This is a genomic window from Pantoea sp. App145 (assembly GCF_047947045.1).
GTDB lineage: Bacteria > Pseudomonadota > Gammaproteobacteria > Enterobacterales > Enterobacteriaceae > Pantoea.
This window is the reverse complement of record NZ_CP133290.1, coordinates 296,946-320,081: the sequence shown is the minus strand read 5'-3', so window position 1 is coordinate 320,081 and position 23,136 is coordinate 296,946. Positions and strand designations below refer to the sequence as shown.

General features: G+C 53.5%; 29 protein-coding genes. 23 read left to right on the top strand and 6 right to left on the bottom strand.

Features of this window, described 5'->3' with window-relative positions:
• Positions 1-217: 217 nt before the first annotated feature.
• The 3 genes from fliD to fliT are packed head-to-tail and all read left to right on the top strand — an operon-like array spanning position 218 to position 2,419.
• Complete coding sequence (fliD, locus tag RCF31_RS01450; protein ID WP_299449582.1) at positions 218-1,642, top strand: flagellar filament capping protein FliD; 1,425 nt, start codon at positions 218-220, stop codon at positions 1,640-1,642.
• Positions 1,643-1,652: 10 nt separating this feature from the next.
• Positions 1,653-2,060 (top strand): flagellar export chaperone FliS, encoded by a 408-nt coding sequence (fliS, locus tag RCF31_RS01445; RefSeq protein WP_299449581.1) that lies wholly within the window; start codon positions 1,653-1,655, stop codon positions 2,058-2,060.
• On the top strand, positions 2,060-2,419 hold the full coding sequence (fliT, locus tag RCF31_RS01440) for a flagella biosynthesis regulatory protein FliT (protein ID WP_416412243.1): 360 nt from the start codon (positions 2,060-2,062) through the stop codon (positions 2,417-2,419). Before fliS ends, fliT begins: the two co-directional genes overlap by 1 nt.
• A 64-nt stretch (positions 2,420-2,483) precedes the next feature.
• Here fliT and yedD read toward each other — a convergent pair whose 3' ends face one another.
• On the bottom strand, positions 2,484-2,951 hold the full coding sequence (gene yedD / locus RCF31_RS01435; RefSeq protein ID WP_084875584.1) for a lipoprotein YedD: 468 nt from the start codon (positions 2,949-2,951) through the stop codon (positions 2,484-2,486).
• 180 nt (positions 2,952-3,131) lie between these two features.
• Here yedD and RCF31_RS01430 point away from each other — a divergent pair, with 180 nt between their 5' ends.
• Positions 3,132-3,455 carry a DUF6388 family protein gene (locus RCF31_RS01430; RefSeq protein WP_416412242.1) on the top strand — a complete coding sequence of 108 codons (324 nt, stop codon included), beginning with the start codon at positions 3,132-3,134 and terminating at the stop codon, positions 3,453-3,455.
• Positions 3,456-3,642: 187 nt separating this feature from the next.
• Here RCF31_RS01430 and iraP read toward each other — a convergent pair whose 3' ends face one another.
• A complete protein-coding gene (iraP, locus tag RCF31_RS01425) occupies positions 3,643-3,936 on the bottom strand; it encodes an anti-adapter protein IraP (RefSeq protein ID WP_084875588.1) in 294 nt (97 codons plus the stop codon).
• A 126-nt stretch (positions 3,937-4,062) separates the two neighbouring features.
• On the opposite strand from iraP, the gene RCF31_RS01420 reads away from it, so the two are divergent.
• Positions 4,063-4,302, top strand: a complete 240-nt coding sequence (locus RCF31_RS01420) for a DinI-like family protein (RefSeq protein ID WP_084875590.1) — start codon at positions 4,063-4,065, stop codon at positions 4,300-4,302.
• 17 nt (positions 4,303-4,319) lie between these two features.
• On the opposite strand, the gene RCF31_RS01415 is transcribed toward RCF31_RS01420, so the two are convergent.
• Positions 4,320-4,586, bottom strand: a complete 267-nt coding sequence (locus tag RCF31_RS01415) for a hypothetical protein (RefSeq protein WP_416412240.1) — start codon at positions 4,584-4,586, stop codon at positions 4,320-4,322.
• A 167-nt stretch (positions 4,587-4,753) separates the two neighbouring features.
• Positions 4,754-5,002, bottom strand: a complete 249-nt coding sequence (locus tag RCF31_RS01410) for a hypothetical protein (RefSeq protein ID WP_084875595.1) — start codon at positions 5,000-5,002, stop codon at positions 4,754-4,756.
• A 247-nt stretch (positions 5,003-5,249) separates the two neighbouring features.
• Here RCF31_RS01410 and RCF31_RS01405 point away from each other — a divergent pair, with 247 nt between their 5' ends.
• Positions 5,250-6,461 (top strand): diguanylate phosphodiesterase, encoded by a 1,212-nt coding sequence (locus RCF31_RS01405; RefSeq protein ID WP_416412238.1) that lies wholly within the window; start codon positions 5,250-5,252, stop codon positions 6,459-6,461.
• A gap of 209 nt (positions 6,462-6,670) precedes the next feature.
• On the opposite strand, the gene fliE is transcribed toward RCF31_RS01405, so the two are convergent.
• A complete protein-coding gene (fliE, locus tag RCF31_RS01400; protein ID WP_299449576.1) occupies positions 6,671-6,982 on the bottom strand; it encodes a flagellar hook-basal body complex protein FliE in 312 nt (103 codons plus the stop codon).
• A 231-nt stretch (positions 6,983-7,213) separates the two neighbouring features.
• Here fliE and fliF point away from each other — a divergent pair, with 231 nt between their 5' ends.
• The 15 genes from fliF (at position 7,214) to RCF31_RS01325 (ending at position 21,086) form a co-directional block, all read left to right on the top strand.
• Positions 7,214-8,929 (top strand): flagellar basal-body MS-ring/collar protein FliF, encoded by a 1,716-nt coding sequence (fliF, locus tag RCF31_RS01395; RefSeq protein ID WP_299449575.1) that lies wholly within the window; start codon positions 7,214-7,216, stop codon positions 8,927-8,929.
• A complete protein-coding gene (gene fliG, locus RCF31_RS01390) occupies positions 8,926-9,918 on the top strand; it encodes a flagellar motor switch protein FliG (protein WP_416412236.1) in 993 nt (330 codons plus the stop codon). The genes fliF and fliG overlap by 4 nt, the downstream gene beginning before the upstream one ends.
• Entirely contained in the window at positions 9,911-10,612 is a 702-nt protein-coding gene (gene fliH, locus RCF31_RS01385) for a flagellar assembly protein FliH (protein ID WP_416412234.1), read from the top strand. The genes fliG and fliH overlap by 8 nt, the downstream gene beginning before the upstream one ends.
• Positions 10,612-11,973: a flagellar protein export ATPase FliI gene (gene fliI, locus RCF31_RS01380; RefSeq protein WP_416412233.1), complete on the top strand. Its 1,362-nt coding sequence runs from the start codon at positions 10,612-10,614 to the stop codon at positions 11,971-11,973. Before fliH ends, fliI begins: the two co-directional genes overlap by 1 nt.
• 21 nt (positions 11,974-11,994) lie before the next feature.
• On the top strand, positions 11,995-12,438 hold the full coding sequence (gene fliJ, locus RCF31_RS01375) for a flagellar export protein FliJ (RefSeq protein ID WP_299449572.1): 444 nt from the start codon (positions 11,995-11,997) through the stop codon (positions 12,436-12,438).
• Positions 12,435-13,715: a flagellar hook-length control protein FliK gene (locus tag RCF31_RS01370; RefSeq protein ID WP_416412232.1), complete on the top strand. Its 1,281-nt coding sequence runs from the start codon at positions 12,435-12,437 to the stop codon at positions 13,713-13,715. Before fliJ ends, RCF31_RS01370 begins: the two co-directional genes overlap by 4 nt.
• 129 nt (positions 13,716-13,844) lie before the next feature.
• Entirely contained in the window at positions 13,845-14,330 is a 486-nt protein-coding gene (fliL, locus tag RCF31_RS01365) for a flagellar basal body-associated protein FliL (RefSeq protein ID WP_416412231.1), read from the top strand.
• A 4-nt stretch (positions 14,331-14,334) separates the two neighbouring features.
• On the top strand, positions 14,335-15,342 hold the full coding sequence (gene fliM / locus RCF31_RS01360; RefSeq protein WP_013509553.1) for a flagellar motor switch protein FliM: 1,008 nt from the start codon (positions 14,335-14,337) through the stop codon (positions 15,340-15,342).
• Entirely contained in the window at positions 15,335-15,745 is a 411-nt protein-coding gene (fliN, locus tag RCF31_RS01355) for a flagellar motor switch protein FliN (RefSeq protein WP_084875614.1), read from the top strand. The genes fliM and fliN overlap by 8 nt, the downstream gene beginning before the upstream one ends.
• Before the next feature lie 2 nt (positions 15,746-15,747).
• Positions 15,748-16,146: a flagellar biosynthetic protein FliO gene (fliO, locus tag RCF31_RS01350; RefSeq protein ID WP_416412230.1), complete on the top strand. Its 399-nt coding sequence runs from the start codon at positions 15,748-15,750 to the stop codon at positions 16,144-16,146.
• On the top strand, positions 16,146-16,877 hold the full coding sequence (gene fliP / locus RCF31_RS01345; protein ID WP_084878493.1) for a flagellar type III secretion system pore protein FliP: 732 nt from the start codon (positions 16,146-16,148) through the stop codon (positions 16,875-16,877). Before fliO ends, fliP begins: the two co-directional genes overlap by 1 nt.
• A gap of 40 nt (positions 16,878-16,917) precedes the next feature.
• The gene (gene fliQ / locus RCF31_RS01340) at positions 16,918-17,187 is read left to right on the top strand and encodes a flagellar biosynthesis protein FliQ (RefSeq protein ID WP_299449568.1); all 270 of its coding nucleotides are present in this window, start codon (positions 16,918-16,920) and stop codon (positions 17,185-17,187) included.
• A complete protein-coding gene (gene fliR / locus RCF31_RS01335) occupies positions 17,187-17,975 on the top strand; it encodes a flagellar biosynthetic protein FliR (protein ID WP_416412229.1) in 789 nt (262 codons plus the stop codon). Before fliQ ends, fliR begins: the two co-directional genes overlap by 1 nt.
• Before the next feature lie 623 nt (positions 17,976-18,598).
• Positions 18,599-19,234 carry a transcriptional regulator RcsA gene (gene rcsA / locus RCF31_RS01330; RefSeq protein WP_013509559.1) on the top strand — a complete coding sequence of 212 codons (636 nt, stop codon included), beginning with the start codon at positions 18,599-18,601 and terminating at the stop codon, positions 19,232-19,234.
• Positions 19,235-19,385: 151 nt separating this feature from the next.
• Entirely contained in the window at positions 19,386-21,086 is a 1,701-nt protein-coding gene (locus RCF31_RS01325) for a methyl-accepting chemotaxis protein (protein WP_416412228.1), read from the top strand.
• Between the two features lie 106 nt (positions 21,087-21,192).
• Here the strand turns inward: RCF31_RS01325 and dsrB are convergent, their stop codons facing one another.
• Positions 21,193-21,387 (bottom strand): protein DsrB, encoded by a 195-nt coding sequence (gene dsrB, locus RCF31_RS01320; RefSeq protein ID WP_416412227.1) that lies wholly within the window; start codon positions 21,385-21,387, stop codon positions 21,193-21,195.
• A gap of 342 nt (positions 21,388-21,729) precedes the next feature.
• Between dsrB and RCF31_RS01315 the strand changes: the two genes are divergently transcribed.
• Both RCF31_RS01315 and RCF31_RS01310 read left to right on the top strand, forming a co-directional pair.
• A complete protein-coding gene (locus RCF31_RS01315; protein ID WP_084875628.1) occupies positions 21,730-21,963 on the top strand; it encodes a DUF2525 domain-containing protein in 234 nt (77 codons plus the stop codon).
• 364 nt (positions 21,964-22,327) lie between these two features.
• On the top strand, positions 22,328-23,125 hold the full coding sequence (locus tag RCF31_RS01310; protein WP_416413189.1) for a mannosyl-3-phosphoglycerate phosphatase-related protein: 798 nt from the start codon (positions 22,328-22,330) through the stop codon (positions 23,123-23,125).
• Positions 23,126-23,136: the final 11 nt, after the last annotated feature.

Here is a 23,136-nt window from a genome sequence, read left to right as displayed (position 1 = left end):
GGCAAAAATTTTTCACTTCAGCCTGTCACGCTTATCTTTATCGCCCAGGTCCTGCACTTCTTTAGTGCTGAATGATCACTTTTCTAGCGCCAGAAATACCCTTCTCTATATGCGCTATTCGCTTTATTACTCTCAGGTAAATACTTTTAAACTTTCCCCATCCTAAGCCGATAACCCCGGTATTCACTCTCCGTGTCGACATAAATAAGGAAACAACATGGCAGCAACGATTACTAACCTGGGTGTCGGTTCAGGCCTTGATTTAAGTAGCATTCTGGATAGTCTGGAAACCGCCGAAAAAGCGTCATTAACACCGATCTCCAATCAGCAGACGGCGTACACCGCCAAACTGAGTGCCTACGGCACGCTGAAAAGTGCGTTGACGACGTTCCAGACAGCCAATACCGCGTTAAACAGTGCTGACCTGTTTACTGCAACAACCGCGACCAGCACTTCCAGCGCCTTTAGCGCCACCACGTCTGGTAACGTTGTAGCCGGTAATTACACTATCAGCGTATCTCAGCTGGCACAGGCACAGACGCTGACCTCCGCCACGCAAACCAGCAACAGCACTGCACTGGGCGATAGCTCGGCCAGCAGCCGCACCATGACGATTAAACTGGTGGATGGCACCAGTAAAGACATCACCCTGACCAGCGATCAGACCTCGCTGACCGGTATGCGTGATGCCATCAACAGCGCCGATGCCGGTGTCACCGCCACTATTATTAAAACCGGCGATAGCAGCTACCGTCTGTCACTGACCTCAACTGAAACCGGCAGCGATAATGCCGTCAGCAGCATCACGGTGACAGGCGATGATACGTTGCAGGGTATCGTCGGCTATGACGCCAGCGCCAGCAGCAACGTCATGACAGAAAGCGTTGCCGCGCAGAACGCCAAACTGACAGTGAATAACGTGGCGATTGAGAACAGCAGCAACACCATCAGTGATGCGCTGGAAGGGATTACGCTTAATCTGAACGATACCACCACCGGCAACCAAACGCTGGCCATCACTAAAGACTCATCGAAAGCAGATAACGCAATCACCAGCTGGGTGAGTGCTTATAACGCCCTGCTGACGCAGTTCGACACCCTGACCAAATATACCGCGGTGGATGTGGGTTCAGATTCACAGGACTCCAGCAACGGCGCACTGCTCGGCGACAGTACCCTGCGTACCATTCAGACCCAGCTGAAAAGCATGCTGACCAATGCGCAGAGTTCATCTACCTATAAAACCCTGGCACAGATTGGCATCACCACCGATCCGACATCAGGTCAGCTGGAGCTGGATTCCGACAAACTGTCAACCGCACTGAGCACCGATGCCGCTGGCGTTAAAGAGATGATTGTCGGCGACGGTAAAACCACGGGTATTACCACCACCATTGCTACCAACCTGACCAGCTGGCTCTCGACTACCGGTATTGTGCAATCAGCAACTGATGGTGTCAGTAAGACCCTGAACGACCTGACCGATCAGTACAACGACATGAGCACGCGTATTGATAACCTGATTGCGCGCTATAAAACGCAATTTACCCAGCTCGACGTCACTATGAGCTCGCTGAATAGCACCAGTACTTACCTGACTCAACAGTTCAGTACGTCATCCAGCAGTAGCTCATCCTCATAAGGAGTGATTCATGTATAGCGCAAATGGCACAAAAGCCTATGCCAAAATCGGCGTTGAAAGCGCCGTCATGAGCGCCAGCCAGCAGCAACTGGTGGTGATGCTGTTTGACGGTGCGCTCAGTGCGCTGGTTCGCGCCCGCCTGTTTTTACAGGACGGTAATATGGAGGGCAAAGGCCGCTCGCTCTCACATGCGATCAACATTATCGAAAACGGACTCAAACAGGGTCTGGCAGACAGCAACGGTGATGAACTCACCGATAACCTGTTAGGGCTGTATGCCTACATGGTTCGCCGTCTGCTACAGGCTAATCTGCGTAATGACGTGGAAGCCATCGAAGAAGTTGAAGGCCTTCTGCGTAATATCGCTGATGCCTGGAAAGAAGTCGCTCAACCTCAACACCTTCAGGACGCCGTTTAATGACTATCGCACCGCATCTGATTGCCATTTATCAACAGTTACTCGATCTCAGCCAGGGAATGCTGCGCCTTGCCGCAGAAGGCGAATGGGATGAATTGATTAAAAAGGAGTTGGAGTATGTCAGTGCGGTGCAACAGCTAGCCCGATCAACGCAGGATGCTGCACCTTCGCTGCAAACCCAGGAACAGTTGCGCCCGGTACTCCGCCATATCCTCGACAACGAGAGTGAAGTCAGACGTCTGTTGCAGGCTCGTATGGATGAACTGGCACAGCTGGTAGGGCAGACATCACGGCAGAAGTCGGTGATGGGCGCTTACGGCAAGCAAGGCAGCGTACTGGTGCCGCGCGAATCGGTCTGATTTTTTACCCTCACGCAGCGGCAGTGGAAGATCCTTTCCCCGCCGCTGCGTTTTTTTCCTGCCTTTATTGCTGCGCAACGCTCTGCGTCGGCCGCAAAATTTCCGGCTCAATATTCTGAATCACCGCTTCATTTGGCCGCGCCGCCACTTCCTGTAAGGCCTGCTGACATTCAACTGTCGGGCGCTCCACTTTGCGCATGCGCAAACCATCGTAACGCAGCTCACCATTTTGCAGTCGCAGCGGCATCACGCGTACCAGACGCGTCACATTGACCCACTGATCGTCAAAACGCGTCAGTTTGCCCGGCTTGGCGATCACGCGTTGCCATTGACGGCAATCCAGCGTATCCCCCTTCGCACCGATGATCAGACTCGCCATCGCCTGGTCACTGATAAGCTTGCTCTGCGGCCCTGTGGTTTGCCAGTAACCCTGCAATTCTGCCGGAGGCGGGGTTTTCACGGCGGCTTCATAGTTGTTAATCTGCGCACAACCGGTCAGCGCCAGCGCCGCCAGTATCATCCACTTTTTCATCTTCGGTCCCTACACTCGCTTCAATGGCGGCTACGTTATAATTTTTCCAGTGAGTTTCGCAAGCTATCTGCGCGCTGGTTGTTCGTATCACGCTCTTTTTCCGTCATAGAAGCGCGCCCGGGCGACAACCCGGCTGCGGCACGTTACACTACGCGCCGAGTCGATCAGCAGGAATTCCGCATGAAAACACCAGAACAATATTACGCCCAGGCGCGCGAGATGTTTTTTGCCGCCCACCCTGATTTCCAGTCCGCACTGGATGAACTGACGGAGCAGGATGCCCAGCAGGCGAGCATGACATTAGCCGCCCTGCGCCAGTGGCACGCGGAGCGTATCTACGCCGCATTTCTCCGCCAGAAAAATCTCGACGGTATGCTGTTTTCCATTCAACTCGCCGAGCCAGACAAGGAAGTGGCGGCAACCGCTATCGAAACTTATCTGAAATCACACGCTACGGCGCTGGGAATGACGTGGGAAGAGTTCTGCATCAAAAACGAACTCTGACTCCGCAGCACGATTTCATCTGGCCCTAAAAAGCTCAAAATGATCAGGATAAAGTTGTACAACTCAATAAAAGTTGTATAACTTAATCTCACGACTTCGGTCGTAGATTGTCCTTGAACGAATGGTGCCTTTGCACCGCCTCTGGAGGTGTTGCTGGATTTCCACCTCCAGAGGTAAAATTTTTTTGCTACTCTTCGCGTTCAATCGCCTTCACTTCTACATAACGCGCCACGGCCAGCAGGCGGTTAATGTGCGTCAGCAACAGATCCACATCGGACTGCAAGAACTCCTGTGATGAGCGTGATGCCGTCACAATGGCGTCCTGCACCGTGTCACTGATGGTCAGCGAATTATCCTGTTTGGCCTGAATCAGCAGCGCAGCAATCAGCAGCGACTGTGCTTCCACCTGTGCCATGAGTTCTTTTGCTTCCACATCCATTTTTGCCATCTTGAGCAAAATATCGATGACCAATTGCCGCATGTTTACCCCCTGGAATGTAAAGTATCCTGATCAAAGATAATATTTTCGTCTTATCCCTTCCCGCCGCTTGATACTGTTTTTATTTACAGTAATATGACGCTCTGATTCATTAAATGGAATGCCCTGATGTTTGTGGAGCTGATTTACGACAAGCGCAACGTAGCGGGATTGCCTGGCGCGCGCGAAATGATTTTGCAGGAACTGGAAAAACGTGTGCAGCGGGTGTTTCCGGAAATTGAAGTGCGGGTTAAGCCGATGGAACGCAATGCCATCGAAACCGACATGAGTAAAAACGAGAAAGCCACCCTGGCACGTATCATCGAAGAGATGTTCGATGAGGCTGATATGTGGCTGGTGGCTGATTAACCACCAGCTCCATCGGCTTAGCTTTCCTGCTCGCTATGATTGATGGCGATTTCCAGATCCTGAATCGCCTGATCAATATCATCCAGCAATTTTCCCTGCCTGTTGATCAACCCATCAAACCGGGTGGCATACTCTTTATCTTTATATTCACCCGCATCGAAGGCCAGCCAGTGACTGGAAAGCATTTCAGTATTGGTTTGCGCGTAATGACGCATCTCTTTTAGCTGTGAGGTGACATCACGCAGGTAGTCAGTTTTGGTTTTGATTGCCTCTGAATCACTCATGCTATTTTCCTTTTTCTAAAAATTGCCAGTTTTAATAACGTGCGAATGATTAAAGTTAGTAGAAAATAGCGGTAACGCCTTAGGAATAATCGGAACTGATTGCAGATCAATGTCGGGCAAAAAACCCGCACAGTGGCGGGTCAAATAAGACAAAACTACGGCAAAAATTACAACACGTCGGTCAAGTGATCGACGACAACCCTTCCGTTTACATCGGTTTGCGTAATGCGATAACTGACGCACCAGGAACGCTGGATACACATTTTATCAAACAGGGACACCCGCCCTTTATGTTCGCCATTCGCACCGATAATGCGCCATTCAGTAATATCTTCCTGACCGCGATTGTTAAGCCTTTGCATACCCTGTTCTACTAAGCGATCGCTATCATCAATCTTCAAATAATCACGCAACATTGTACTCACCTCCCGTTAACGAAGGTTACATTACGCTTTTTATTTGTCGTTTCAATCTAATTTTTTTATCGATAAGTGAGTAACAACCTGATGCAGAAAGAATCCGACTTGACGTAAACCCATCGCCACGTTCCAGCCGGTGAAAGGAAGGAAAGCAACGGCAAAGATAAATCATCTGTCATATCGTCTTTTTCCGTCATCGCTCTGTTAATGTAGGTCACACAAAAATAATGCTGTGGAACCTGCCATGCTCTCAACCGTCCTTTATCGCAGCCATCTGTGCGACCATGTTCCGGTGAAAACTCTGGAAGATATGGTTGATAAAGCCAATAAAAAGAATGAATTATCGAATGTAACGGGCATTTTGTTATTTGATGGTCTGCATTTTTTCCAGCTGCTGGAGGGACCGCCTGAAGCCGTGCAGTCTATCTATGATCGGATCTGTAAAGACGCGCGTCATGAGAACCTGGTGGAATTGTTGCATGACTATGCTCCCGCCCGCCGTTTTGGCAATTCCGGTATGGAGCTGTTTGACCTGCGCGAGCATGATAAGGCCACGGTGTTGCAGGCAGTGCTGAACAAGGGGACATCTAAGTATCAGCTTACCTTTGAAGATCGGGCGTTACGTTTTTTGCGTACCTTTGTCGAAGCCAGAGAAAAAGAAAACTATTTTGAAATTCCGCCGGCCAGCACCTGGGAATTTATCGCTGATAGCGGAGAAAAGGTGCTTATCGACGTTATTCCCGATCCCACCACGCAGTGCCACTTTGCCTTTCAACCGATTATCGACCCGTTCTCACGCGAAGTCCTGGCGCTGGAGGCGCTGATTCGCAGCGCGGATGGCGGACCGCCACAAAAGTTCTTTGCTCCCTACAGCCGCAAGCAAGCCTATGAGGTCGATCTCAAAAGTAAAAGCCAGGCCTTTAAGCTGGCAAAACAGTTCGGCATTCCGGAACTGACGCTGTCGATTAATCTGTTACCGATGTCGCTGGTGATGGTGCCCAACGCCGTGGATTATTTGCTGGCTGAAATTCGGGCCAGCGGCCTGGTGCCTGAGCAGATAGTGGTGGAGGTGACCGAAGATGAAGCCATCTCGCGTGCCGATGAATTCGCCGCCGCAATTAAACAATTAAAGGCCGCCGGGATCAGCGTGGCGCTTGATGACTTTGGTGCCGGGTTTGCTGGCCTGTCGCTGCTGGCAAAATTTCAGCCCGATAAGATCAAAATCGATCGCAGCATCATCAAAGACGTACACAAAAGCGGCCCGAAGCAGGCTATCGTGCATGCCATGATTAAGTGCTGCTCCTCACTGGAGATTTCAGTGATTGCCGAAGGGGTAGAAAAAGCTGAAGAGTGGATGTGGCTGGAAGCTGCCGGGATCAGCAAATTCCAGGGTTTCCTGTTTGCCCGCCCGCAGCTGAACGGCATTCCTGCCGTGGCCTGGCCGGAGATTCAATAGGTTTTATGATGCCATAGCAGACAGGCCACCCGCAGGTAGCCTGTCTTGAAATTAATGCCCCACCCGGCGCTTATCTCCGGCACTCGTAATTGGCTTAGCTCTTGAAGGGGCAGAACAATCATCTCAGATTATTCCCAGCGAAACTTAGCAATAGTTGCTAAGTTTATTATTAGCCTGGAAACAGTATGTTTCGGGTATTAACTCTGTTTCTACACCGACATATTCATGATGTCGGTGTAAGCCGAGACCAGCTTGTTTCTGACCTGAATTCCCATCTGCATTGAAATCGATGATTTCTGCAAATCGACCATCACGTCGTTCAGTGCGACGCCTGGTTTACCCATCTCAAAATCCTGCGCCTGGGTGCGTGCGTTGTTCTGGGTGTCGCTGATTTTATCCAGCGCGGCTTTCATGGTGGCTGCAAAATCCACCTGCTGTGTGGTGTCACTCTGCTGACCGCTGGCCTGCACCGATGTCAGCTGGAGCTGCTGCAGAACACCATCAATTGCCTGAATCGACATGCCATTACCTCGTTGAAGTTGATCCGAATTTTCACGATGGAAAAGTTAGCACACTGTCAATAAGACAAAGGCGCTAAATGACTGCAAAAAACCCGGCTTATTCAGCCATCAAATTTCGCGATTCAGAAAATAATGCAAAGCATTGGAGTGGAATTTCATTTTTCGACGTTTCAGGGAGTCAGTTTTGTCACCACAACACACCCGGTCAATTATGTCAGGCAGGAATCGGTCATGAATGCGAGTGCAGCCGCTACACAGGATACAACAAAGAAAGGCTTCAGTGACCTTATCGCCCGCCTGCGCGCCAATCCGCGAATTCCCTTAATTATCGCTGCCGCTGCGGCTATCGCAGTGGTTTTTGCATTGGTACTGTGGGCCAAAACCCCGGATTATCGCGTCCTTTATAGCAACCTTTCCGATGAGGACGGCGGCGCAATTGTTACCCAGCTGACCCAGATGAACATCCCTTACCAGTTCTCAGAGACTGGCGGTGCGCTGATGGTGCCTGCAGAAAAGGTGCATGAACTGCGCCTGCGTCTTGCCGAGCAGGGGTTGCCGAAAGGGGGTTCGGTCGGTTTTGAATTGATGGATAAAGAGAAATTCGGCATCAGTCAGTTCAGCGAACAGGTTAACTATCAACGTGCGCTGGAAGGTGAACTGGCGCGCACCATCGAAACGCTCGGCCCCGTCAAAAGCGCTCGCGTCCATCTGGCAATGCCAAAACCGACGCTGTTTGTTCGTGAACAGAAAGCCCCTTCTGCCTCAGTCACCCTGAACCTGCAACCAGGACGTGCGCTCGATGAAGGCCAGATTCAGGCCATCGTGCATATCGTCTCCAGCAGCGTCCCCGGTCTGCCGCCGGGTAACGTCACGGTGGTGGATCAGGCCGGTCGCCTGCTGACCCGTTCTGACAGCGAAGGGCGCGATCTTAACGATGCCCAGCTGAAATTCACTTCCGAAGTGGAAGCACGTTATCAACAACGCATCGAAGCTATCCTCAACCCGATTGTTGGCCAGGGCAATGTGCATGCGCAGGTGACGGCGCAGCTCAACTTTGACCGCAGCGAACAAACCGACGAGAAATATCAGCCGAACGGTGGTCCGGATAACTCGGCGATCCGCTCACGCCAGACCAGTACCAGCCAGCAAAACGGCAGCCCTTATCCGGGTGGCGTACCGGGTGCATTGTCTAATCAACCGGCTCCGGCCAATACGGCACCGGTCACCAACCCGCCAGCCAATAATGCCAACGGCCAGAACGCCAATGGGCAGAACAACGCGGCGAATGGCAGTACCACCAGCACCGCTCAGAACAGCGGCCCGAGCAACTCGCGTCGTGACGACACGGTGAACTACGAGCTGGATCGCACCATCCGTCACACCAAAGTGAATGTCGGTGATGTGCAGCGTCTGTCGGTTGCCGTGGTGGTGAACTATCGCGCTGACGACAAAGGCAAACCTGTTGCCCTTAACGACCAGCAGATTAAGCAGATTGAAGACCTGACGCGTGAAGCGATGGGCTATTCGCAGACCCGTGGCGACAGCATCAACGTGGTGAACTCACCGTTCAACATGACTGAGCCTGCCGGTGGCGACCTGCCCTTCTGGCAACAGCAGTCGTTCTTTGATCAGCTGATGACCGCCGGTCGCTGGCTGCTGGTCGCACTGGTTGCCTTCATCCTCTACCGCAAGCTGGTCCGTCCGCAGTTGCTGCGTAAACGTGAACAGGAACAGGCTGCCGTTGAAGCTGCTGCCGCCCGCGCCGCTGCGCAGGAAGAAGAGCAGGCCTACAACGTGCAGCTCAGCAAAGATGAAGTGGATCAGGAGCGTAAATCAACTAACCGCATGAGCGCGGAAGTGTTGAGCCAGCGCATCCGCGATATGTCTGAAAACGATCCACGCGTTGTTGCGCTGGTGATCCGTGAATGGATGAGTAACGAACTATGAGTCTGACCGGTACTGAAAAAAGCGCCATTCTGATGATGACCATTGGCGAGGATCGTGCGTCTGAGGTGTTCAAACACCTCAACCAGCGCGAAGTGCAGCATCTGAGTGCGGCGATGGCTAGCATGAAACAGATTTCGCACAAGCAGCTGACCGAGGTGTTACGTGAGTTTGAGATGAATGCCGAGCAGTTTGCCGCGCTGAGTCTCAACTCCAATGACTACCTGCGTACGGTGCTGGTCAAAGCGCTGGGCGAAGAACGCGCCTCCAGCCTGCTGGAGGACATTCTCGAAACGCGTGAAACCACCAGCGGGATGGAAACCCTCAACTTTATGGAGCCGCAGGCAGCGGCGGACCTTATCCGCGACGAACACCCGCAGATTATCGCCACCATCCTGGTCCACCTCAAACGTGGCCAGGCGGCAGATATTCTGGCGCTGTTCGACGAGCGTCTGCGTCACGATGTGATGCTGCGTATCGCCACCTTCGGCGGCGTACAGCCAGCGGCGTTGGCAGAGCTGACCGAAGTGCTCAACAGCCTGCTGGATGGTACCAACCTCAAGCGCGCGAAGATGGGCGGCGTAAGAACCGCAGCAGAAATTATCAACCTGATGAAAACCCAGCAGGAAGAAGCGGTTATCGAAGCGGTTCGCGACTTCGATGGCGAGCTGGCACAGAAGATCATCGACGAGATGTTCCTGTTCGAAAACCTGGTGGAAGTGGACGACCGCAGCATCCAGCGTCTGTTGCAGGAAGTGGAATCCGAGCAGTTGCTGATCGCCCTGAAAGGTGCCGAGCAGCCGCTGCGCGAGAAGTTCCTCAAAAACATGTCCGCCCGTGCGGCCGACATCCTGCGCGACGACCTCGCCAACCGTGGCCCGGTGCGTATGTCGGCGGTGGAAAACGAACAGAAAGCCATCCTGCTGGTGGTACGCCGTCTGGCAGAAGCAGGCGAAATGGTAATTGGTGGTGGCGAGGAAACCTATGTCTGATGCCTTTTCCGCCCGTCCGTGGCAGCCCTGGCAGCCTGATGATTTAGGGCGTTCGTTTGATGCGGAACCGGAACCGTTGCCGCTGGAACCTATCAGCAACGAAGAGCTGAGTCCCGAAGATGAGCAGCAGCAACAGCTGGAACGTCTGCAACAGCAGATGCGCAAAGAAGCTCAAACCCAGGGCTACAGTGAGGGTTACCAGAAAGGCCATGCCGAATCACAGCAACATGGTTATGACGCCGGTTTTCAGCAGGGATTAGCCGATGCCCAGCAGCAGCAGGCTCCTTTGCAGGCGCGTATGCAGCAACTGGTGACGGAATTCCAGCACACCCTGGAATCCCTCGATAGCGTGATAGCCGCGCGACTGATGCAGCTGGCACTGGAAGCCGCCCGTACGGTGATTGGCCAGGCGACCACGGTCGATGGCAGCGCCCTGCTGCGCCAGATCCAGCAGCTGATCCAGCAGGAACCGATGTTCAGTGGCAAACCGCAACTGCGCGTCCATCCTGACGATTTGCAACGTATCGAGCAGACACTCGGCCCGACACTGGATCTGCACGGCTGGCGTCTGCTGGCTGACAGTACCCTGCACCCCGGCGGCTGTAAGCTCAGTGCCGAGGATGGCGATCTCGACGCCAGCGTGGCAACGCGCTGGCAGGAATTGTGCCGCCTGGCGGCACCGGGAGAGTTCTGATGACTACGCGCCTCAATCGCTGGCTCGGGGCGCTGGACGCCTTCGAAGAGCGTATTTCTCAGGTCCAGACCGTGCGCCGTTATGGTCGATTGATTCGTGCCACCGGCCTGGTGCTGGAAGCCACTGGCCTGCAACTGCCGCTCGGAGCCACCTGTGTGATTGAACGCCACGATGGCGCGAATATTACCGAAGTGGAAAGCGAAGTGGTCGGTTTTAACGGCCAGAAACTGTTTCTGATGCCGCTGGAAGAAGTGGACGGCATTTTGCCCGGTGCCCGCGTTTATGCCCGCGTCACCGGCGATAACGCCCACAGCGGTAAACAGCTGCTGCTCGGTCCGCAACTGCTGGGCCGCGTGCTCGATGGCAGCGGCAAACCGCTGGATGGTCTGCCCTCACCGGAAACCGGCTATCGCGCCCCGCTGATCACCGCGCCTTTCAACCCGTTGCAACGTACCCCAATCGAAGATGTGCTGGATACCGGTGTGCGCGCCATTAACGCCCTGCTCACCGTCGGTCGCGGCCAGCGTATGGGCCTGTTCGCCGGTTCCGGTGTCGGCAAAAGCGTGTTGCTCGGCATGATGGCACGTTACACCAAAGCCGATGTGATTGTGGTGGGGCTGATTGGTGAACGTGGTCGCGAAGTTAAAGAGTTTATTGAAAACATTCTCGGTGCAGAAGGCCGTGCCCGTTCGGTGGTGATTGCCGCACCGGCGGATGTCTCACCGCTACTGCGTATGCAGGGTGCCGCCTATGCCACGCGCATCGCCGAAGATTTCCGCGATCGGGGTCAGCACGTGTTGCTGATTATGGACTCTCTCACCCGCTACGCCATGGCCCAGCGTGAAATCGCGCTGGCTATCGGCGAGCCACCGGCGACCAAAGGTTATCCGCCTTCGGTGTTCGCGAAACTGCCTGCGCTGGTGGAACGCGCCGGGAACGGCACCCACGGCGGCGGTTCCATCACCGCCTTCTATACCGTACTGACCGAAGGCGACGATCAGCAGGATCCGATTGCCGATTCGGCGCGTGCCATCCTTGACGGCCATATCGTGTTATCGCGCCGTCTGGCAGAAGCCGGACACTATCCGGCGATTGATATTGAAGCCTCGATCAGCCGTGCCATGACGGCGCTGATCGATGAAAACCACTACGCACGCGTGCGTCAGTTTAAGCAACTGCTCTCCAGCTTCCAGCGTAACCGTGACCTGGTGAGTGTGGGGGCTTATGCCGCAGGGAGCGATCCCATGCTGGATCGGGCCATCAAGCTCTATCCACAAATGGAGGCTTTCCTGCAACAGGGGATTTTCGAACGCAGCGACTACGACGATGCCTGCCTGCATTTACAGGCGATGTTCGGTTAACCCGGTGTTAAGGGGAATGCAATGAAAACGGCCAATGCTATTGATACATTGCGCGATCTGGCGGAACAGGACCTGGAAAAAGCGGTTATTCATCTCGGTGATATGCGCCGCGGTCAGCAACAGGCGGACGAGCAGCTGCATATGCTGCTCGATTACCAGGATGAATATCGCAACAAGTTAAATCAGGACATGTCAGGTGGCATCGCCAGCACCCGCTGGACCAACTACCACCAATTTATTCAGACGCTGGAAAAAGCCATTGAACAGCATCGCCAACAGCTGCAGCAATGGGAAAAGCGTCTCGATCAGGCTCTCAACAACTGGCGCGAAAAGCAAAAGCGGCTCAATGCCTACCAAACGCTAATCACCCGCGCTGCCGAAAACGCTTTACGACAGGAAAACCGTCTCGACCAGAAACGGATGGATGAATACGCCCAACGGGCTGCATTGAGGAAAGGCGAATGATTACGCTGCCAACAGTGGTGACGCAAACCCCGACTGCGGGTGATGCGGACACTTCAGTTTCGACGGACATTCTGCAGGGGGTGGAAAACCTGCCGCAGGACTTCGTCACCGCGCTGGGAAATAAGCTGCTCACGCTGGCGCAACAACAAGGCACCAGCACGCAATCGGCTGATTCATCAGCAGAAAACGATGAAAAATCCAGCAAAGGTGTCTCTCTGAGTACGCTGATGGAGGCACTGGACAAACCAGAGACCCTGAACGCACTTTTACAACCGGAAAATATTAAAGCCACGCTGAAATCAGCCGATGATAAGGATAAGAGTGAGGCAAGTTCGTTAAGCGCCAGCGACTTACAGAATGTTCAGGCCCTGTTCGCCATGTTGCCAGCTGCGGTAGAAAACCGAACCACACAGACAGCAGCAACCAGCGCGCTGAGTGACAGCACCAGCGATAAAAACGCCAGCCTGAATAGCTCGTTACTCAATTCGCTGGCCAGCGCCATGAAGGATGAACAGCCCGAGACAACGGCGGCCACCACAACGGTGACGATGAAGAAAACCAGTGATGTCGCGGATGCGTTAACCGCGCAGACCAGCGCCACAGCGGCCACCAGCAGCACGGCCAGTAGCAGTAGCACGAACAGCACAGCCCTGACGCTGGATGAAAGTTTCCAGCAGGTGCTGAGCACGTTGGCTAAGACGGATGATAAGCGTGACCTGAGCAACAGCAGCGACACGACCACCCCGATCACCAGCGCGCCATTAAGCAGTACCAGTACCCTGGCCAGCAGCACCGCGTCGACCAGCGCTACGCCATCGACCCCGATGCTCAACGCGCAACTCGGCAGCGCAGAGTGGCAGCAGGCGCTGAGTCAGCAGATTGTGATGTTCAGCCGCAATGGGCAGCAAAACGCCGAATTGCGTCTGCACCCGGAGGACCTGGGTGCAATTCAGATCAGCCTGACCCTCGATAAGGATCAGGCACAGTTAAATATGGTTTCCAGCCACAGCCATGTGAGGGCCGCGCTGGAAGCGGCTCTCCCACAGCTGAAAACGGCGCTGGCGGAGAGTGGCATCAACCTGGGACAGAGTAATGTCAGCAGCGACGCCTCCGCACAGGGCCAGAATTATCAGGGCCAGCAGGAAGGTCGCCGTGATGGACAGTACGGTAGCTTTACCCTCTCCCAGGACAGTGAAAACGAGATAACGCCTATTGCCGTCCCGGCAGCCCTCCAGGCGCGCGCGACCGGCAACGGCGCTGTCGATATCTTTGCCTGACAGCGGCTAACGCTGAAGGTAAGCGTAAAACCCGCGTCTTTTCTTCCCATTGTTTGACTTAAGACGCGGGATAATCTGTCCAGGCGAGCCGAAAGGCTTGCCCATAATTCACAGGAAGTAACTGCAAACATGTCTGATAACGCGAAAGCTAAAGGCCGCAAACGTTCAATATTAATTCCGGTGTTACTGATTGTGACGCTGGCCGCTTGCAGCGTGGCAGGCTATGCAGTCTGGCGAATGATGAATAAACACGAGGGCGGTAAGCCGGAAGTGGCGAAAGTTGAGCCGCCACCCGCCCCCGTATTTTTTGCAATGGATACTTTTACGGTTAACCTGGTCAATCCTGACAACGATCCTGACCGTGTGCTGTACGTGGGCTTTACGCTGCGTCTGCCCGATGAGGATACCCGTCGTCGGCTGAATGACTACCTGCCGGAAGTGCGCAGCCGCCTGCTGTTGCTGCTTTCCCGCCAGAGCGCAAGTTCACTGGCATCGGAGCAAGGCAAACAGGCCCTGGTTGATCAAATCAAACAGGTGCTGTCACCGCCGCTGGTAAAGGGTCAACCTCCGCAGGTGGTCAGTGACGTGCTGTTTACCGCCTTCATTTTGAGGTGATTTAATGGGCGATAGCATTCTCTCCCAGGCTGAGATTGACGCGCTGCTCAATGGCGACAGTGACAGCGCGGAAGTAGAGAAGAGTTCCACCGGGGGCGATGGTGATATTCGTCCCTATGATCCCAATACCCAGCGCCGCGTGGTACGCGAGCGTTTGCAGGCACTGGAGATCATCAATGAGCGTTTTGCCCGTCACTTTCGTATGGCGCTGTTTAACCTGCTGCGTCGCAGCCCGGATATCAGCGTTGGGGCGATCAAGATTCAGCCGTACCATGAGTTTGCCCGCAACCTGCCGGTGCCGACCAACCTGAACCTGATCCACCTGAAACCGCTGCGCGGTACCGCGCTGGTGGTGTTCTCGCCGAGTCTGGTGTTTATCGCCGTGGATAACCTGTTCGGTGGTGATGGCCGCTTTCCGACCAAAGTGGAAGGCCGCGAATTTACCCATACCGAGCAGCGCGTAATCCGCCGCATGCTGAAGCTGGCGCTGGAAGGTTACAGCGATGCATGGAAAGCGATTTATCCGCTGGATGTGGAATATGTCCGTTCCGAGATGCAGGTGAAGTTCACCAATATCACCACTTCACCGAACGACATCGTGGTGAATACCCCGTTCCAGGTGGAAATTGGAAACCTGGTGGGTGAATTCAACATCTGTATTCCGTTTTCAATGATTGAGCCGCTGCGCGAGCTGCTGGTCAATCCCCCGCTGGAAAACTCCCGTCAGGAAGATAACCACTGGCGTGACAATCTGGTGAAACAGGTGCAGCACTCGGAGCTGGAGCTGATTGCCCACTTCGCCGATGTATCGCTGCGTCTGTCACGTATTTTGCAACTGAAACCTGGTGACGTCCTGCCCATTGAGAAGCCGGATCGCATCATCGCACACGTAGATGGCGTACCGGTGCTGACCAGCCAGTACGGCACGTTAAATGGCCAGTATGCGCTGCGTGTTGAGCACCTGATTAACCCGATTTTGAATTCGCTGAATGAGGAACAGCCCAATGAGTGACAGCAAGAAACCGTCCGATGACGACATCTCCGCGGACGATCTGTGGGCTGCAGCAATGAACGAGCAGGCGGCAACCAGTGCGCCGGAGCAAAGCGATGGCGTGTTCAAATCGCTCGAAAGCGGTGCGGCCAGCGGTTCATTGCAGGACATCGATCTGATCATGGATATCCCGGTCAAACTGACTGTGGAACTGGGTCGCACCAAGATGACCATTAAAGAGCTGCTGCGTCTGACCCAGGGGTCAGTGGTGGCGCTGGATGGACTGGCCGGTGAACCGCTGGATATCCTGATCAACGGCTACCTGATTGCCCAAGGTGAAGTCGTCGTGGTCAACGACAAATATGGCGTGCGCATCACTGACATCATCACCCCATCCGAACGTATGCGTCGTCTGAGCCGCTAATAATGTTAAAAGATGCGCAAACCGGTCAGCCGGTAATCCATAGCGAACCGGTGGTTTCAACCAGTTCGGTGGTAGGCCAGGTCAGCAGCGTGCTGGCAGTGATTATCCTGCTGATCCTCGCCTGCGGTTGGCTGGCACGCCGCCTCGGTTTTGCGCCGAAAACGGTCAACGGTCAGGCGCTGAAAGTCAGCGCCAGCGTACTGGTCGGCAAGCAGGAGCGGGTGGTGATTGTCGATACCGCGGATGCCCGTCTGGTACTTGGCGTGACCGCGCAGCAAATTACCCATCTGCACAGCCTGCCGCCGATTGCACCGGAAGAGCTTTCTGCTGCCCCGGCGCCCGCGCAGGATTTTCGTCAGCTGCTACAGACTTTAGTTAAACGCCCCGGAAAACCCCAATGATGCGTCGATTGCTTCCCCTTCTGCCACTGCTGTTGCTGGCACCGGTTGCCCATGCGCAACTGCCAGGTCTGGTAAGCCATCCGCTGGCAAACGGCGGCCAGAGTTGGTCGCTGCCGGTGCAGACGCTGGTATTTATCACCTCCCTGTCGTTTCTTCCGGCAGTGTTGCTGATGATGACCAGTTTCACCCGCATCATTATTGTGTTTGGTTTGTTGCGCAACGCTCTGGGGACGCCGTCAGCCCCGCCGAACCAGGTGCTGGTCGGTCTGGCGTTGTTTCTGACCTTCTTCATCATGGCGCCGACCTTCGACAAAATTTATACCGATGCTTATCTGCCGTTCAGTCAGGACAAGATCAGCATGGATGTCGCCATTGATAAAGGTGCGCAACCGCTGCGTGACTTTATGCTGCGTCAAACCCGCGAAGCCGACCTCGCCTTGTTTGCCCGTCTGGCTAACACGCCACCGATTCAGGGACCGGAAGCCGTGCCGATGCGTATCCTGCTGCCCGCCTATGTGACCAGCGAGCTAAAAACGGCCTTCCAGATTGGTTTCTCAGTCTTTATCCCCTTCCTGATTATCGACCTGGTGGTTGCCAGCGTGCTGATGGCGCTGGGGATGATGATGGTGCCACCGGCCTCGATTTCGCTGCCGTTCAAACTGATGCTGTTCGTGCTGGTGGATGGCTGGCAATTGCTGGTGGGTTCACTGGCACAAAGTTTCTATTCCTGAGTGGCGTCGTTCGCCACTTTTCTCAACACAGGAGCGCAACATGACACCCGAATCGGTAATGGTAATGGGACAGGAAGCGATGCGTATCGCGCTGATGATGGCCGCCCCGATGTTGCTGGTGGCGCTGGTCAGCGGATTGATCATCAGCGTGTTGCAGGCCGCTACGCAGATTAACGAACAAACGCTGTCGTTTATCCCTAAAATTCTCGCCGTTGCCGCCACCGCCGTAATTGCTGGCCCGTGGATGCTGAATCTGATCCTGGATTACATGCGCAACCTGTTCAGCAACCTGCCCTATATCATCGGTTAATGGTTACCCTCGACAGCAGCCAACTGGTCCACTGGGTCAGCCAGTTTTTCTGGCCGATGGTGCGTTTGCTGGCACTGTTTGCCAGCGCACCGGTTTTGAGTGAAAAAAGCATTCCTAACCGCGTCAAAATTGGCCTGGCAGTGCTCACCACCTGGATTTTGATGCCGCTGCTGCCCTCAGTTAACGTTACGCTGTTTAGCGCTGCCGGTTTCTGGCTGCTGCTGCAGCAAATATTGATTGGTGTCGGCCTCGGTCTGACCATGCAGTTTGCCTTTGGTGCGGTGCGCATGGCGGGTGAAGTGATTGGTTTGCAGATGGGGCTGTCGTTCGCGACGTTCTTTGATCCCGCCAGTCGCCTCAATATGCCGGTACTGGCGCGTATCCTTGATATGCTGGCGATGCTGCTGTTCCTGACTTTTAACGGTCATTTGTGGTTGATCTCGATGCTGGTCGATAGTTTTCACACTATGCCGATCAGCGATCACCCCCTTAACGCCAACGCTTTTATGGCGCTGGTGAAGGCAGCAGGATTAATTTTCCTTAACGGCATGATGTTAGCGCTGCCTTTGATAGTTCTGCTCCTCACGATCAACATGGCCCTGGGTTTGTTAAACCGTGTTACACCACAGTTATCAATTTTCGTGGTGGGCTTCCCGATAACCTTATCTGTGGGTATCCTCAGCCTGGGTCTGATGATGCCTCTGCTCGCCCCCTTCTGCGAACATCTCTTCAGCGAAGTCTTTGATTTGCTCGCTCAGTTCATGTCAGAACTCTCCCGGCAAGGATGATTAACGATTCTGTAGCCGTTCTTAAGTGATAGTTAAGGATTCAAAATCTATTTGTGCATTTTTCGAACCATATTTCTCAGAAATCAACTGAGGATATTCTGATAAATGCGCATTTATGGTGAAAATTATTCTTATTAAACGACGCTTCAAGTATTTTAGTCAGACGAATCCTACGATGCCTAAACGTGTGGATTCGTTGAGAAAATGCCCAAAAGATTGTTTTTGAACAAAAAAAATTTAACAGCGATTTTTCTTGTAAGAATTCTTTTTTTACGGCATTGTCAACACTCGCTGAAGCGTCACACTTTCGCAATTCAAATGTTTTTAAGATTTGTCCTATCAGATTTGTCTGTGACATGCGCGATAGTGACATGGCTCGCAAAAACAGTGCGATCTAAGTACTTAAGGCAACTTCCCGGCGATTCCCACTATCGCGGGGACAAGAGTGACGTGAAGTAACACAACAAACTTCGCAGGACGGGTCAGGGAAGAGTCATTATGGCATACGAGTCGCCAGACTGCTGAGCAGAATAAAAAAGTGTCTTTGGAAATCTCTCTCGTACCGCAAACGCGTAATTCATCGTTGATTTAAACGGATAACAAATTTGGTGAGGGTCGCTAACATGCCAACGATTATTATGGATTCATGCAACTACACACGCCTGGGATTATCGGACTATATGTCTGCAAAAGGAGTTAAAAAGAAAAATATTACTTCCGTGTCGGATATCGAGCAATTGCAGCAACGCTGTGAACAGCTAAAACCCGGAGTGGTATTTATTAACGAAGAGTGTTTCATTCATGAATCCGATTCCAGTGATCGTATTCGCGGTATTATCATGCAGCACCCTGACACCTTATTTTTCATCTTCATGGCGATTTCAAACATCCATTTTGAGGAATATCTCTACGTTCGTAAGAACCTGATTATTACGTCAAAATCGATTAAAACATCGACCCTGGACTCCTTACTTGGCACCTACCTGCAAAAGAAACTCAATGCAGCGCCGCGAATTTCAGCTGGACTTGATATTCACCCTCTGACATTAAGTCAGACGGAATCGAACATGCTGAAAATGTGGATGTCAGGCCACGACACCATTCAGATTTCAGATAAGATGCAAATTAAGGCGAAAACAGTTTCGTCACACAAAGGTAATATTAAACGCAAAATTAAGACCCACAATAAACAGGTTATTTACCATGTTGTGCGTCTGACGGATAATGTTACTTCTGGCATCTATGTCAACGTGCGATAATTTCACACGGTAAAAATAAGGGCTAATCAGCGGATTAGCCCTTTTATGCGTTTTATCCGTTTTGCGATGCAGATCCCACTCTGCCATCTAATCCTTTCTCCTGCCTTGCCGATGTTAGCTTCAGCACACCTACCTAACTGAGAGCAAGGATATGAAAACAGCATCGATTGATGAGCAACATAAGCTCAGCATCTGGCAGAACCTGCGCCTGATGCCTCTTTTCAGCATGATCTTTGGTGGCATTCTGCTGCTTTTTGCCCTGTGCATTGGACTCGCCAGCTACTTTCTGATTCAAAGCAATACGTCGCTGAATGACGCCACGGATGAAATTCAAATCCGCATGGGGATTTCCAACAGTTCCAACCACTTACGCACCGCCCGTCTGAATGTGATCCAGTCCGGCGCGGCAGCACGTATTGGTGAGATGGATGGCTACCGTGCCGATCTGGCGCGCACCGAGCAGCGCATTGAACAGGCTCGTGCTGGCTTCAAACTGTATATGGACCGTAAAACCAAAACCGCAGAAGACCTGGCACTGGATGCACCGCTAACCGAACGCTTCAATGCCTATATCGATAAAGGACTGAAGCCGATGATCGACTCGGCAAAGCAAGGCAGCTTTGAAGGAATTATCGCGCAGGAAACCGACGTAACGCGCAAGCTGGATGATGCGTATAACGCGGTGTTACTGAAGGCGATTAAGATTCGCACCGACCGGGCAGATGCCATTAACGCCATGGCCGCACATCAATCCCGCATCGGTTTTATCGCGATGGCAGCGGCATTTGCCGCCGCGCTGGTGCTGGTGCTACTGACCTTCCTGTTCCTGCGCCGCGTGGTGATTAACCCGCTGCGTCAATCCGTGGCGCGCATTGAACGCATCGCGCAGGGCGACCTGACCGCGCCGGAACAGCACTGGGGCCGCAGCGAGATTGGCAGCCTGCTGCATAATCTGCAACTGATGCAGGCCTCACTGGTGCGCACGGTGGGAACGGTGCGTGAAGGCGCTGTGGCGATTTATCAGGGGTCCAGTGAAATCTCTGCCGGTAATACCGACCTCTCCTCACGTACCGAAGAACAAGCTTCTGCGCTGGAGCAAACGGCGGCCAGCATGGAACAACTGACGGCCACGGTGAAGCAGAACGCAGAAAACGCCCATCATGCCAGCCAGTTGGCAGCGGATGCTTCCGGTAAAGCACGCAGCGGTGGTGAGCTGGTTAACGGCGTGGTGAAAACCATGAACAACATTTCCGGCAGCTCAAAGAAAATTGCTGAGATTACCAATGTGATCAACAGCATCGCCTTCCAGACCAACATTCTGGCTCTGAACGCTGCGGTTGAAGCTGCGCGAGCCGGTGAACAGGGGCGCGGTTTTGCTGTGGTCGCCAGCGAAGTGCGCAGCCTGGCACAGCGCAGCGCCCAGGCGGCGAAAGAGATTGAGTCGCTGATTGGCGAGTCGGTTGATCTGATCAGCAATGGATCCAGCCAGGTCGGCGCGGCGGGTGCCACCATGAGCGAGATTGTTGAGGCGGTACGTCGGGTGACCGATATTATGGCGGAAATTGCCGCCGCTTCAGATGAGCAGAGCCGTGGCATCCAGCAGGTGAGTCTGGCTGTGACTGAGATGGATAACGTGACGCAGCAGAACGCCTCGCTGGTGGAAGAAGCCTCTTCGGCGGCGGCATCGCTGGAAGATCAGGCGGGCAAACTGACGCAGGCCGTGGCGGCATTTCGTTTAAATGACAGCCCGGGATTGCTGGTGCCCACATCGTCTGTACCAGCACTGCCGAAGGCGTTTAGTCCGCGCCCGGCGCTGGCAGCAACCAGTAATGATAATTGGGAAACGTTTTAAGCATTAGATATCAATCATATTCCGTAGCGGCGGGTTTTACGGCGCGGTCTCTTGCACCGCGTCGTAAAACCTGCGCGATAAATCGCGCCGCTACGGGTGCGACTCATTAATCCCCTGCATACGGCTCGACAAATATCCCTTCCGCATGATCGCTTTCATTAAAGAACCAGATACCCAGCGGATAATCCTCCAGCGCCACCAGATACATCACCCCTTCATTAAAGGGTTCCACCGCCAGGATTATCCCGCTTCGGCGTGGACCACCGTCTGTCTTTACCGTCACGCGGTCATTGACCTTCATTGATTACTCTCCAGAAATAGTGCCTCGGACACAGTGTAACGGAAGAAATGGGCAACTGCGTGATCGCGATCAGCATCAGATGATTCGCACGTCAGAACGACTAACGATGTGCCCGGTAAGGGATTTTCACTTTCTTAACGTTTAGTGGCGAGACTTTTGACGCCCTCAGCGCGTAGAATTTTTAGCACTGCACCAACCCCAAAGGCGCAGTCAACCTAAAAGTAACAAGGATTTTTGCCCGCGCAGCGCGGGCTTTTTTTTGCCTGTCAATAAGCCGCCCGCCCATTTCTCCCTGCCGTCTATACTGTTTTAAGACCCCTTGCGCCTTTCAGGAGGCTGATGATGGCAACTGCAAAAGAGTACAGCGATAACGTTCAGCGTGAAGTGAATATCGATGTTGAAGCGTTGCTTCAGGCTATTCAGGAAAAAACCTCGGGTGAGGTGAAAGAGTATATGGAACCCGAGCACGCGCACCGCGTAAAGGTGGGGGGTGAATCTTTTGACTCCTATACCGAGCTGGCGGAGGCCTTTGAACTGGATATCCGCGATTACACCATCACCGAAGTCAACCGCTAACCTTCGCGGCAAAAAAATACCCGGCGGGAAGGCCGGGTAAAGATAAAGCGTTAAATTCGTTACACCAGGAAAATCTCTAACACAGCAGCCAGATTACGCGCTGGTCTGAATAAGACAAGAGCCAGCACTTACTGGAGATGCAGCGCCATGCGCGCTTGCCACGCAGGTTGTTACCGAAAACACCGCGCCTTTGCTGCCTTTTTTCTGCACAATCATCCAGCATGCACAATTCTGCTATCACTGCGTTTTCGGATTTTTCTCAATCCCGTTGCACGCCGACAGGCGAAAAACTGTGATCACGATTACGCTATTATACTGATAATTCCTCGCTTTACGCATACCCGAGGGGGTAAGGAGTGTGATGATGGTCAGTCTTGACCAACCGCTATTGATTGTCACCGACCTCGATGGTTCGCTGCTGGACCATCACGATTATCGCTGGGATGCTGCCAGCGAATGGCTGATGCGCCTGAAACAACATCAAATCCCGCTGGTGATTTGTTCCAGCAAAACCGCTGCCGAGATTATCCCGTTACAGAAGAAACTCGGCATTGCCGGTGCACCCTTTATCGCTGAAAACGGTGCCCGTCTCGCCTGGGGCGGTGAACAAACCCTGCCCGAAGACCCGAGCCGTGACTATCTCGATCTCTGCCAGCAACTGAAAACCTTGCAGAGGAGATTTCACTTCACTGGCTTTCATGATTTCAGCGACATGGAGGTGGCGAAATTCACCGGGCTGACGCCTGCCGAAGCGCGACAGAGTCGGTTGCGCGAGGCATCCGAAGTCGTGCTGTGGCGCGATGAACCCACCCGTCTTGAAGAATTTCGCGACGCACTGGCACCACTTGGGCTGGCGTTAACCCAGGGGGGACGTTTCTGGCATGTCATGCCGCAGGGCAGTGGTAAAGGCATCGCCTTGCAACGTCTGCAACAACATCTTGCCCGCCAGGAAGGCCAGACGCGTATCACCATTGGTTTAGGCGATGGTCCCAATGATGCGCCGATGCTGGAAGGTGTCGATTATGCCGTGGTGATTAAGGGATTCAGTAAAACGCCGGTCATCCTGCAGCGCGATGATGATGAAAACGTCTACCACACCGCACATGTTGGCCCGCAGGGCTGGCGTGAAGGTCTGGATTATTTTCTTGCCCAACCCGATTAACGGGCCGCACA